Below are 11,935 nucleotides of genomic sequence, written 5' to 3'. Positions count from 1 at the left end.
GATGATGATCAACTGGTACATCAATAAAACCGTTCATTTTGGCCAGTGGATTGGCCGGGATCCGCGCAGAGCCCACGGGTTCGCAGCCGCGCTCGATCTTTTGATGGTGTTTTTGGTGTGGAGTACGATCTCTGACTTTCTGTATGCGCAGCAGGTCATTGAGCTTGGACAAGACAACTTTGAAATTGCTCATGGCATCCAGGCTTTAGCTCTTGGATCTGTTGCGATCCCCATCACTCATTTTGTCTTTACGCCCTGGGGCCATCAACGGCTGCAATGGTCCGTAAAGACATACCTCATTCTCATTTTTGGATCGCTCCTGGTCTTTGCTATTTCTGGCAACCTATGGGCGCAATCAATTGGGCAAAGAGCGCAAGACGAAGGGTACTTACTTTGCCAGAACGAGTTCTTCGCACCGGCAAAATCCTTCCATACCTATGTGCGTCCAGACACTTTATGTCCCGCTGATGAATGGCATTCCAAACCCTATCCACCGCCAGCGGTGAGGCCCTAACGAGCCCTCCAGACCACTCTCAATACTTGTACGTCCTTTGTTTTTTCTTTTGCCAGTGAGTTTGTTATGAATGCTATTGTCCAAATCCCGCAGCTCTTCCAGGAACAAGATCTGGCCTTCACCTTTGCAGCTCCTGCAGGCCCGGAGGCCGGGTTGCTGGTCACCGGATTCTCGGCAACAGAGCGCCTTAACGGGCTCACACAGATCCAGATTGAGCTTGCCAGTCCCGACAATGCGCTCGACTTGCACTCCCTGCTGGACACGCCCGCCACACTGACCATTCATCATAAATACGAGGGCCTGCGCCACCTCTCCGGAGTGATCGCCGAGATTGCCCGTGGTAATGAAGGCCATCACCGCACCAGTTACTCGCTCACGCTGCTGCCCAGCCTGCACCGGCTGGCCCATGGTTCTGACTGCCGGATCTTTCAGAAGAAGAGCGTGCCCGAGATCGTCAAGATGCTGCTCAAGGAGCACGGCGTAGAGGATGTGAAGTGGGATCTGACCGAGCCTCATGAGGCCCGCGAATACTGCGTGCAGTACCGGGAAAGTCACTTAAGCTTTTTAGATCGCATCACCGCAGAAGAAGGCATTTGGTACTACTTCACACATAGCGCCAACGGCCAGCATACGTTGCAGTTCATTGATAACCCACAGATTGTCTCGCAGCTGCCGGACCAGCCAAAGTTGGAATACAACGCCATGGCGGGCGGGGCGGTCAAAGGCGTCTATTGCCACAGCTTTGTCCTGCGTGAGCAGCTGCGAGCCACCAGCTTCATGCAGCGCGATTATTCCTTCAAGAACCCGCCTTACAATCAGCAACACGCCCATCAGCGCGGTGAAGACAACGGCTCTGCCGGAGACTATGCACTCTATGAATATCCGGGGCGCTACAAGGCGGATGGTGTCGGCAAGCCGTTCACAAAGCACCGGCTGGAGGCAGCTCGGGTAGAGGCCACCACAGGCCACGGGGCGACCAATGCCATTCACCTGATGGCCGGTCATCAGTTTGCACTCACAGACCACCCGAACAGCGATTACAACATCAAGTATCATTTGCTTACCGTCTCGCATCAGGGCAGCCAGCCGCAAGCCGTGGCTGAGGAAGCTGGCAGCGGCACCACCACTTACAGTGCCGGGTTTGAGGTCATGCCCGCCCGCCTGCCATACCGGCCCAAATTGCTTAAAAAGCCCTTGGTAGACGGCCCACAGATCGCCCATGTCACCGGACCGGAAGGTGAAGAGATTTACTGCGATGAACATGGCCGGGTGAAAGTCTGGTTCCCGTGGGACCGTCACGGCAAGAAGAACGACACCTCCTCCTGCTGGATCCGCGTGTCCTCCAACTGGGCCGGCGCCAGCTGGGGCCACATCGCCATCCCCCGCATCGGCCACGAAGTCATCGTAGACTTCCTCGAAGGCGACCCGGACCAGCCCATCATCACAGGGCGGACTTACCACAACAACAACAAGTCTCCCTACACCCTGCCGGACTTTAAAACGGTTATGACAATCAAGTCGGATACCCACAAAGGTGTGGGTTCGAACGAGTTGCGGTTTGAAGATCAGGCCGGGATGGAACAAGTATATGTTCATGCTCAAAAAGATCAGGACGTCATTGTCGAGAATGACCGGCGTGAACATATCCGGCATGACCGGCATCAGATTGTCGAGAACAACCGACACCTGTTGGTCAAGAACAACCATTATCAGCACATAGTAAAAGATGAATATCGTCGCATTGATAATGAGACGAACTGGATCTTTGGCGGCAAACTGCTTTTCAAGGTCTATAACGCCCTGCATACAACGGTTTACGGGGCAGTTGTGAACAGTTTTCGTGCTAACCGCTCCACCATGATCAAGGGATCGGACAGCCTCAAGGTTGAAGGAGGCTCGACGACGACCATTTTGGGTAAGACCACGGTCAAGGCACCCAATATTGTTCTGGAAGGCACCGAAGAACTGACCATCAAGGGGCCTGGCGGCTTCGTCAAGATTGATTCCGGCGGGGTTACGATCGTCGGCAATAAGGTAAAAATCAATCAGGGTGGTAGCCCGGGAACGGCGGCGGATGCCGCCCCACCACCGCCTGAAGAGCCAACGGACCCGAAAGCTGCTGAGCTTGCAACCGACCGGGGATACAGGTGATATGGCGTTGTCCTATACCAATATCCCTGACCATGTCAGCTGGGATGATCTGGCATCTCTTCGTGATGAGGGCAGATTGTTTGCTCTTGTTGATGCCTGCGGGAACAAGGATGTTCCTGGACATGCGGCTGATCTGAAAGAGGACGGCTTTTGTCTCTATGAGGAGCTGGCCGAGGATTATTACAATACCGAAGCGCCCCATCTTGTCCGACCCAAGGACGAGATGTGGGAACATATTGTTGGCCTGACGCGAAGTGATGATGCTTGGGGCTTCTTTCTCGAGACATCTGATAGGGTTGCTACGTCCCATCTCGTTCAGCATTGGCGGAATTGGGTAAATGTCTATCCGCCTAAAGGGAACAGAACTGTTCTCTTCCGTTTCTACGACCCGCGCCTTCTCGAAACATTTTTGAGCACAATGACACCAGAAATGGCCCAAGCCTTCTGTGGTGATTTAGGGGCTTTTCATATCGCCCCGAACAGCAAGGACAAGCGCTTTTATACCTACCGCATCAATCACACCGAAGAAGCCGGGATTGCTAGCCTTCCGCCCTACCGGGTAGGTGCCAGACAGTTCGAAGCATTGCGGGGCAAGCAGACTGAGCTTCGGCATGAACGCATTTTGGATTTTCTGCGTAAGGGCTTTGGTGAAAAGTTGACTGACCGGGGTGATAAGGACTTGCTGGCGCTCGTTGCAAGATCGGAGAAAACCGCCAAAAAGCTTGGATTTGAAATGGAACGGGACAAGGTGAAGTTCATTGTCCTGACGACTGCTTTTGGTGAGGGCTTCCACGAAAATGGCGTACTGCCAGAGGCGAAGTCCATTCTTTCCGGGCCAGATTTTATGTCCGGGCAATCAAAAATCGAACGATTGACGCAGGTGGCCAGGCGCAAGGATGCGGCCAGGCTTGGTGCAGCATAGGACAGGGGCAATGACACAGGCAGAAACAGCAGGCGGTCAGCCAACCGGAGATGTGATTGACCTGGCCGATCTTGATTTTTCAACGGTCAAGGAACACCCGGACAGGATTTGTGACCATTGTCCGAATGCATTGGCCGTTTTTGTTCATTATGAGGATTTTTTCCCGTCTCCAGGGGCTCCGTTTCACTTGATCCTGGAGGGGGGGGCGGAGACCAATGGCACCTGTGGTGACAACGGCATGGTGGCGATATATGGCCTGCCAAACGAGGCTGCCATGGTGCTGGCCGGTGAGGATGCCATTGAATACAAGCCGGAAAACCAGCAGAAGCGGAATCCGGATTATCTGAAAAACCAAGATATTGTTCGTGCGCGTCTTGCGCGGGATGAAGCGGAGCGCATGCGCGACGAGATTGACGGTACTGCGCTTGGTCGTCTGCTTGGTGGGTTGGACGATGATACACAGCGAAAAGTCAATGAGTATAAGCAGATTGAGGAAAACGCGAGAGATACCCTACGGAAACTGGATGCTGATGATGAAAGCTGGTTTGGCTGGATATGGGGTGCGCTGCAAGGAGAGTGGAATGACAATCCGACAACCGGGCAGATTATCTTCGATGCAGCGCTGACGGCCATTCCTATTATCGATCAGGTTGGCGATCTCAGGGATGTTTCTGCGATTGTGCTCAAGCTTTGTGACAGCAAGGTGCGGGAGGAAGAAGGCTGGTTGCTGTGGCTATCGCTAGGCATTTGCACCATCGGACTGGTCCCTACTGTTGGATCGGTCGCCAAGGGGGTTTTCAAAACCATTTTCAATGCCTGCAAACCATTTTTGAAGGCGACAGGCGATTTCCTGAAATCCTTCAAGAAGGCCGCATCACCAGAAATGATCAATTCCGTCATGGCTGTGGCGCGCTTCTTTTCTTCCGGCAATGCCGTCAAATGGCTTCAGGATCTGGCGGCCGATTTTCAGAAACTGATCAAGGAGGCTATGGGCCTCTTCAAAAAGTTTCTGGCTACCATGCAGCAACAAGCCAGCAAGGCGCTGGCAGAAGCACGGGCAAGCTGGACCTTGTGGGGGTTGCGTGACACGTCCGGGTTGATCAAAGCAGCGGAACTGGCAGTTAGCAAGATTGTAGAATTCGCATCCAAGGCAGTTGGCATGGTCGAAAAAGCACTCGGAAAGCTTGACGATGTGTTTCAGGAATTTGTTCGCAAGATCATCAAATTTGCAGTTGGTAATCTGCGTGATGAAGACACGATCCGGGCTCTGACAAAAGATGCGGTGAAGATTTTTAAAAATGCTGCGGCTAGTGGTGCGGTGGCTGGTGGAACGGCCTCCGCACTCCAAGCCAGTGCGCCGAGCTAAAAGGAGAGAGATATGGCAAAAGCTCCTTCATCAGCAGCTCGAAATGCTGGTCAGGCCGGATTGATCGCTGGTCGAAAAGCAGGCGGAGAAGCCGCCGGGCTGAACGGGATGACCAATATCAAAAAGAATGGCAAAGCTCCCGATGTTATTGATAGTTCAACTGCCGCGGCGAAGAGGGTTCCTCCCAGTGGGCCAAAAGGACTAAACAAGGGAGAAAAAACAAAATTAAGTGCTAAAGAGTGGGAAGCGCAACGGCCCAAAGGTACTCCGACAAAAAATAATGAGAACTTTGTCAAAGCTGAAAAATATGCGGATGGGTCCTACAAGGTTCATATGAAGCATCCAAGTGGCGATACTTATAGTGTGCCTTACGATAAGGATGGAAATCCCGACTTCTACAGTGTTAGAAATGAATCGAAGAGTGGTGAACTTGTTGAGGCTGTCTATCCCGATAGTGAAGTAGAGTTGACTAGATTGGCGCATCCAGATGATTACGCGCATTTGTATGATCTCGACACGAAAAAAGGTCGTAAAGATGCGAAAAAAAGAGCTCGTGATGCTGATAAAAAAAAAGCAGAGAAAGCTTTTAACGAGACGCCTTTTTACCAATGGCACCATAACGGGGGTACGAGCATGATTGCTGTTGATGAGGACGTTCATCAGCTCTTTAAACATCATGGTGAATTTTCGAGAAATGCGAAGAAGTAAAGGAAAAATGATGCCTCTTGTTAATCCAATTGTGCAGCCTGCTGATGACAGTGAAGTTGATGCCTTTAAAGCTTGGGCCAAATACCCAGTTCCGGATGATTATCTTGCTTTTTTGAAAAAATATAATGGCGGATATCTGAATGGAGGTGGCGCATGTTATTATAATAGTGATGATCATACGGTGGCCGCTATTACAACCTTCATGCATATTTCTGAAGAAGTAGATAAATGTATTAATAAAACATTTGAAAGATTTTTCTTCACTTCTACAGTCGCATTCCAGACTAAAGACTTGAGAGATAACTATTTTGCGCCTGATGATTACATTAAAATTGCAAATGGTGCAGAGCATGAACACATATTAATGGATCTGAAAACTGGCCATGTTTTTAGTTTTGACGATGAAACTGAAGAAGAACTAGAGACGACGGAAGATTTTCTTGAGGAATGTTTCATCATGGCGGATAGTTTTAGCAGCTTTTTCTCGCGAATTGTTGATGATCTGCCTGATGGGGTTTGATAGAAAGTTGATTGTGAGATGGGTTTGCTGTGCTTAGTTGGTGGTTTATTTCGGAGTAGGTATGCAGGCTATAAAATATGGATATCCGGATTTAAAAGATCAGTTGGACGCAGGAATTGCCTATCATGAAAAGGCATTCGAGTTCAGTTTTCAGGATCATGAAAGCCTGAAGCAGTATCTGACCTTTTGCAAGGAAAATGGAACAGGATCTGATCCTCTTCCCTGCTGTTTTGAGAAGGATAATCAATCTCTTTATATTGATTTTTTTGCGCGTCTTGCTCCGCATCCAGAGTATGGATTTGAGTCAGCGATCACGGTTGTTTCTTGTACAAAACAGCTTGAAGGTTCGATGATACGAGGTAATGTCAATGACGCCCTTATCATTGCAGGCGGAACGCATTTGTCGATTGGATTGGTTATCAGGGGCAAGTGTATTGGCAAGGTGTTTGCGCTTGAGGATATCAAGCCTCTAGTTCTTGATGATGATATGGATGACATACCCTCAGACATTGAAGGCATAACCAAACTTGGCGACAGTTTTGACGAATTTATCAATGCCCTGGCTGCAGATGAGGATGATATTGAGGAATGGAAAGAGGATTTTGGTGAGTAACCTTCTGTTTAAACAGGGGGTATGGGGAGCTGGGGATACCAGTACGAGAACGGCAATAAAAGTCACGTGTTTTTTCTCGGTGATTTAAGCATGAACTAGAAATTTTGAGAGAATTCAGGCCCGTTAGATTTGGTTTTGTCAGAGCTCGTTGCGGGCTTCATCGGATTTTGATTTTTTGATTTTGAAGGAGAGGCGAAATGCCAAAAGCAGCACGATTGGGAGATATTGGATCAGGCCATGGCTGTTTTCCTCCGACACCGGCTATTAGCGGTTCCGGCGATACCTTCATCAACGGCAGAAAGGCCGTGAGGCTGGGTGATGCGTTTGCGCCGCATGGCTGCCCCCAATGCCCTCCTCATCCCCGTTCCCTGTCTGCCGGGTCTGCTACCGTATTCATCAACGGCAAAAAAGCAGGTCGTGTGGGGGATAGTATCGGCTGTGGCGGCTCTGTTTCAGTCGGCTCTGGTGATACCTTCATTGGTGATGTGGGAATGGGTGGTCCTCTGAAGAGCTGCATGAAAGGCGCAAAGGATAATGCATCGCCCTTGCTGGATCCGGGTTTGAGCAGGCTGGAAGATCCTGCATCAGTCGAGTTGCTCGGTTTCAAGGAGGCTCTGTCGATGCCCGCCCCTGAGCTTGGTTCATTTGTGCAGGATCAGCTCACTTCAATTCTTGAAAGTGGTATTCAAGACATCCTGTCCCACCATGTTGCCTCGCATCTTCCCAAAGTTGGGCTGGATGGCCTGACGAATAAAGCTCTTGATACGCTCAAAACCAAGGCATTACACAGCGACGCCCTGATCGGTGCCCTGAAAGGCAAGGTGCCGGAAGTTACCTCTCAGGCTGTCTCCTGTGTTTCGCAGAATTTTTCCGATGCCGTGTCGTCCGAGACATCACTGGGGGAGCCATTGTCTGTGACCATGCCGAATATTCCCGATAATCCGTTAGTGGCGGGATTGCATGATCTGGCCCAATCCGGAAACCCGGCAAAGCTGGAGTCTGTATTGCGTCCGCAGGCCTCGGATATGTGTGTAAAGCTCATGGCAAATGCCTGCGGTCTCTGAGTTTGCCCGAACGTAGTTGAAGTTTAATCGGTCTTCACGCCTTCACAAATTGATTTTAAGGGTGCAGACACGAACATGCATGCAAGAAACAGGTCGGATTGGATCTGTCAAAGCGAGATTAAAAGAGAAAAATATGACTGTATCAAAGACAGCTAAACCCAGTCGGGTACGTGACTGTTACATGGCAAACCAGCATGCAGGGCATGTCAGAACTCCAAAGGGGTTTACCTGGCACCATGATGGCGCCAATCCGGGTACATTGCAACTTGTCGATTCCAGCATGCATAACGCCTTTCCTCACTCCGGTGGTGTTTCGGTAATCAAGGAGCAACTGAAGAATGGCTAAGGCAGTGATATTGGACGCTTCCACCGGGCTTGATGAAGCAGCTCTTGCATCTTTGGAAAAGAAACTAGGGTTTGCTCTGCCAGCAGATTACCGGTCGTTTTTGTCTCAGCACAATGGCGGTAGACCGGTACCAGAATGCTTCTCGTTTCTTGATGATGATGGTCCCTATAGCGACTCTTTGGTGGACTGGTTTTTGTCAGTGGGAACTGATTATCCGTCAGATTTACTGGATTATTGTTCCATGTATGTCGAGGACGAGCGTGTTCCATCCCATATGCTTCCCATTGCGCATGATCCGTTCGGTAATCTGATCCTGCTGTCCTTGTCTGGAGATGATGCAGGCGCGATATATTTCTGGGATCATGAAAAAGAAGGGGACGCTGATTACAGCAATCTGAATTATATCGGGAAAAACTTGGATCATTTCCTTGAACGTCTCTTCAGCTTTCAGGGCTGACATATGTCCATACTTTATGACCTTTATGATTATCGAGGGCAGAGGCCTGGAAGCACCCGGCTTGTGGATTCAATTTTCAATCCTGTCTCCGGTGAAGCGACCTTTTCCAGAACTGATCTTTATTATCCGGGAAAAATTCCCCTCTTTCTGACCTCGACCTGGCAGTCCATGTCACTTTTCAACGGACAGACTGGCGAGGGATGGATTGATAATTGGAGCCTGTATGTTCTGCCGGGCCCGGAATGGTTGAGCCTTCACCTGCCAACGGGTGAGATAGCACGTTTCCAGATACCCTGGTCCGGGGGAATTTCCACCAATCCTGTTGTAAAGGACTGGAAGCTTGAAATCCTGAATATGCGCCCGACCTTTCGGGTAGCAGGGGGATTGTTTTACGAGTTTGGTTTGTCGAACGGCAAAAAAGTTTTTCTGCGCAGGCTATATAATGAAGCTGGCGATGAAATTCGCTTCAAGCGATCAGCCTACGGTAATTTGACCAGTGTTTCCCGCAATGATGGGCTGCATCTTGATATTCATTGTGATGATTTGCAGATCAATCGGATAAGCGAGCGGGATCGGGTAACCGGTCAACTAAAGGATGTTGGTTCCTATCGATATGATGATGATGGCAGGCTTGTACAGGTTCGCTCGGCATATGCCGGAGAGTGGGCCTATATGTATAATGACGACGGGAAGCTTACCCACCGGGTGAGACCTTCAGGTGCGTTTGAAGCCTTGCAGCTAGATAGTGATAACCGGCTTTTGAACAGGCGCTTCAGGCATGGCATGGCGCCGTTGGAATGTGCCTATCCGGCCACTGACAAGACGGTAATCCGCCGTGGTGGAGACGCAATAACCGAATTCAGCATTGATTGTGACCAAGCCGTTCTTTCCTCTTTCAGGTTGGCAGATGGGCGAACCGTTACCTATCACTGGCAAGATGGCCGCTTGCATCGGGTGGAGGCAGGTGAAGATACAAATCTGGAATTCTCATATGAGGATGAATGGGGCCTGCTCGCGTCAATAGGGGATGGTGATCAGGAGTTTTTGAGAATTGGTTATGACGGTGCCGGAAATCTACTTTCGATGAATTTCCGGGGTCTGGAATGGTTGCTGAAGTATGCTCAAGATACGAAAGCCCTGTCGGAACTTATAACGCCAGATACCAGCTTCAGCTTCACAGACGGTGTTGTACAAACACCTCGATTGGCCCCAAATTCTCCATCAGACTTATTCGGTTCTTTGGCTGAGATTGTACGAAAAAGGCCTTTGTCGGTAGCTGGTCTCATTGAATTACCGCAGTCTATTCAAGAGGGTAGAGCAGAGATATTACTTGCCCATGTTCATGATATTCTTTCGGCTCCTGTTGAAAGAACCAGCTGGCGAGCAGCTCTTTCCGGGGATCCTTCTTGTATTCATGTAGACCTGCCTCATAATCTTCTGGACCGTATGTCCAGTTTGTTTCATGCGGCTTTTCTGGGTGTATCCGAGCCTTTGTTGTCTCCTTTTTCCTCCAATGTCGTGCCTGTATCGCATCTTCAGTTTTACCATGCTGATAATCACTCTGATTTTGTCGAGATTGGAACCGAAGTTATTGGTCGGGATGTCTTTGGTCGCCCGGTCGGTTTGGAGGATCGCTCCGTCGAAGTGGGTTTCAGTCGTTCCGGGTTTATAAATGATCTTGCAGTTGCAGGTAGTTCCGAGGAATGGACCTTTTCCTCAACGGGTGCTGATGTGTTTGACATTGCCCGAACAGCTCATTTGGCAAGATCCGAACAATCTGATGGAAACATCAAAACCAATGTCCATCAATGGGATGCAAACTTGACTGACCAACCTCAGCAATCGCTGGATGCTGCGTTTGATGGCGTTGGTCGCCTTTGCAGTTTGACCGATGGTCAGCAGGTTCTCAAAAGAAATTACTTGGGAACACTTCTTGAAACGGAACAGATTGACGACAGGGTTTTTCGCTACACCTATGATGATACTGGTCGGTTAAGTGCTGTTACAAGTGATCACTTTTTTGCTCAGATTGAGAGGGACGAGGGTTGCGACATCCTAAAACTGAATGGGCAAAAATTTAAATGCTATTCAGATCAAAGTTGGCAAGTTATCGACGATCCTGACCACGCGATTTTTCGATTCAATACCGAAACTGACTATGTAACCGGAATTGTCCAATCGGGGACTATTGATAATCAGCATGGCATTCAAACCAGTTTTTCAAGGAGATTTTCCGACAAGGAAGGCGAATGCATCGACGCTTCAGGAACAGATCGCTACACATTAAGAGCAAATGGGTTTGTCTGCGAAAGTGCGGGTTTCTACCTAAATGTGAACCAAGTGGATGATTATTTGAGGATTGACTTGAATGGTCAGGAACTGCTGATCACAGATCATGGTGACCGGTTTGCTCTGGAGTCCAAAGGTCGAGAAGTGGCATTTAATACTCAGCATAATCCTGCTGGGGCTGTTCAAACCGTGACGCTCGTTGCGGATGACCGGGATATTCTATGCTACGAATTTGATCGTGATGTTGTTGGTAGGGTTAAGTCCATTCGATTTTCCAACTTGCTTCCAGGATTTTTGCAAAACTCAAGGGCAAGTAATCTTCATGATGAGATAGATCTGAATTATACTCTTACGGGTCAGATTTGTGATGTCAGAATGAAGGAAATCGGGGGAACACGACGCTTCTGTAGCCCTTATTATGCTGCAGGACATCGCTGGTTTATGATGCTGGATAATGAACCGGTTTCGTGTCTACCTTGTATGAATGGGGTGCTGCTCAGAACCGACGATAAGACACGCTATACCTTTCCCTTCGATCACACTCTTTTCGGTGCTGATGCTTCTTCGCGAATAGCCGTACGTATGTCAAAACTGAACAGCTTTGGAATGTTTAGTGGTATGTTTTATGTCCTGTCGCGGCTGCAGGTTCTCGATAACTTTTTTCCTTTTGGTCAATTGATCCCTGAAGGTCTGATATGGCCCCAAATACCGTTCTGGAAGGGGCCTTACGGGGCGCTATCATGTTAGCTCTGGCCGCAGTTTTAATGAGTAAGCGAGGACTATGACCTCAGTTCCGATCTGTTACAAGCGCTACCGATTTCCGCCTCTAATCATTGCTCATGTTGTATGGCTCTATCGTAACCGGTGTTCAGACCCCACCTTCCAATTTTGATTTTTGGAGTGCATCGCGTTTAATTGGTTTCATATCCTACAGCCTTGAAGACGTTGCTACACTCATCCTTTTTGAACAGGTCACAGACTTACC

Annotated in this window: 11 protein-coding genes; all 11 read left to right on the top strand. The window is 49.4% G+C overall.

All coding sequences use genetic code 11. The features are described from left to right. Positions 1-514, top strand: a 514-nt coding sequence (locus PsAD13_RS27845) for a hypothetical protein (RefSeq protein WP_063318967.1), incomplete at its 5' end; no start/stop codon positions are given. A 66-nt stretch (positions 515-580) separates the two neighbouring features. Next, positions 581-2,665, top strand: a complete 2,085-nt coding sequence (locus tag PsAD13_RS17210) for a type VI secretion system tip protein VgrG (RefSeq protein ID WP_063318966.1) — start codon at positions 581-583, stop codon at positions 2,663-2,665. Position 2,666: 1 nt separating this feature from the next. After that, positions 2,667-3,587 (top strand): DUF4123 domain-containing protein, encoded by a 921-nt coding sequence (locus PsAD13_RS17205; RefSeq protein WP_063318965.1) that lies wholly within the window; start codon positions 2,667-2,669, stop codon positions 3,585-3,587. A gap of 10 nt (positions 3,588-3,597) precedes the next feature. After that, positions 3,598-4,953: a hypothetical protein gene (locus PsAD13_RS17200; protein WP_063318964.1), complete on the top strand. Its 1,356-nt coding sequence runs from the start codon at positions 3,598-3,600 to the stop codon at positions 4,951-4,953. A 12-nt stretch (positions 4,954-4,965) separates the two neighbouring features. Then, complete coding sequence (locus tag PsAD13_RS17195; RefSeq protein ID WP_063318963.1) at positions 4,966-5,661, top strand: HNH endonuclease; 696 nt, start codon at positions 4,966-4,968, stop codon at positions 5,659-5,661. A gap of 7 nt (positions 5,662-5,668) precedes the next feature. Beyond that, positions 5,669-6,181 carry an SMI1/KNR4 family protein gene (locus PsAD13_RS17190; protein ID WP_068009053.1) on the top strand — a complete coding sequence of 171 codons (513 nt, stop codon included), beginning with the start codon at positions 5,669-5,671 and terminating at the stop codon, positions 6,179-6,181. A 61-nt stretch (positions 6,182-6,242) separates the two neighbouring features. Continuing rightward, positions 6,243-6,794, top strand: a complete 552-nt coding sequence (locus PsAD13_RS17185; RefSeq protein WP_063318961.1) for a hypothetical protein — start codon at positions 6,243-6,245, stop codon at positions 6,792-6,794. Positions 6,795-6,991: 197 nt separating this feature from the next. Then, positions 6,992-7,858, top strand: coding sequence for a PAAR domain-containing protein (locus tag PsAD13_RS27395; protein ID WP_084404753.1), 867 nt, complete (start codon positions 6,992-6,994; stop codon positions 7,856-7,858). Positions 7,859-7,937: 79 nt separating this feature from the next. Next, entirely contained in the window at positions 7,938-8,204 is a 267-nt protein-coding gene (locus tag PsAD13_RS27390; protein ID WP_082827091.1) for an HNH endonuclease, read from the top strand. Continuing rightward, positions 8,197-8,661 (top strand): SMI1/KNR4 family protein, encoded by a 465-nt coding sequence (locus PsAD13_RS17175; protein WP_063318960.1) that lies wholly within the window; start codon positions 8,197-8,199, stop codon positions 8,659-8,661. The genes PsAD13_RS27390 and PsAD13_RS17175 overlap by 8 nt, the downstream gene beginning before the upstream one ends. A 3-nt stretch (positions 8,662-8,664) precedes the next feature. Continuing rightward, on the top strand, positions 8,665-11,697 hold the full coding sequence (locus PsAD13_RS17170; protein ID WP_063318959.1) for a DUF6531 domain-containing protein: 3,033 nt from the start codon (positions 8,665-8,667) through the stop codon (positions 11,695-11,697). The last annotated feature ends 238 nt before the right edge of the window (positions 11,698-11,935 follow it).

The sequence above is a fragment of the Pseudovibrio sp. Ad13 genome, from assembly GCF_001623225.1.
Classification (GTDB): Bacteria; Pseudomonadota; Alphaproteobacteria; order Rhizobiales; family Stappiaceae; genus Pseudovibrio.
The sequence above is the reverse complement of the archived record's forward strand: the minus strand, read 5'-3'. Positions and strand labels throughout refer to the sequence as shown.

What these genes read in the sequence shown, in the direction of transcription:
- PsAD13_RS17210 (WP_063318966.1), top strand. Translation starts at nt 581, where the DNA reads ATGAATGCTATTGTCCAAATCCCGCAGCTCTTCCAGGAACAAGATCTG.
- PsAD13_RS17205 (WP_063318965.1), top strand. Translation starts at nt 2,667, where the DNA reads ATGGCGTTGTCCTATACCAATATCCCTGACCATGTCAGCTGGGATGAT.
- PsAD13_RS17200 (WP_063318964.1), top strand. Translation starts at nt 3,598, where the DNA reads ATGACACAGGCAGAAACAGCAGGCGGTCAGCCAACCGGAGATGTGATT.
- PsAD13_RS17195 (WP_063318963.1), top strand. Translation starts at nt 4,966, where the DNA reads ATGGCAAAAGCTCCTTCATCAGCAGCTCGAAATGCTGGTCAGGCCGGA.
- PsAD13_RS17190 (WP_068009053.1), top strand. Translation starts at nt 5,669, where the DNA reads ATGATGCCTCTTGTTAATCCAATTGTGCAGCCTGCTGATGACAGTGAA.
- PsAD13_RS17185 (WP_063318961.1), top strand. Translation starts at nt 6,243, where the DNA reads ATGCAGGCTATAAAATATGGATATCCGGATTTAAAAGATCAGTTGGAC.
- PsAD13_RS27395 (WP_084404753.1), top strand. Translation starts at nt 6,992, where the DNA reads ATGCCAAAAGCAGCACGATTGGGAGATATTGGATCAGGCCATGGCTGT.
- PsAD13_RS27390 (WP_082827091.1), top strand. Translation starts at nt 7,938, where the DNA reads ATGCAAGAAACAGGTCGGATTGGATCTGTCAAAGCGAGATTAAAAGAG.
- PsAD13_RS17175 (WP_063318960.1), top strand. Translation starts at nt 8,197, where the DNA reads ATGGCTAAGGCAGTGATATTGGACGCTTCCACCGGGCTTGATGAAGCA.
- PsAD13_RS17170 (WP_063318959.1), top strand. Translation starts at nt 8,665, where the DNA reads ATGTCCATACTTTATGACCTTTATGATTATCGAGGGCAGAGGCCTGGA.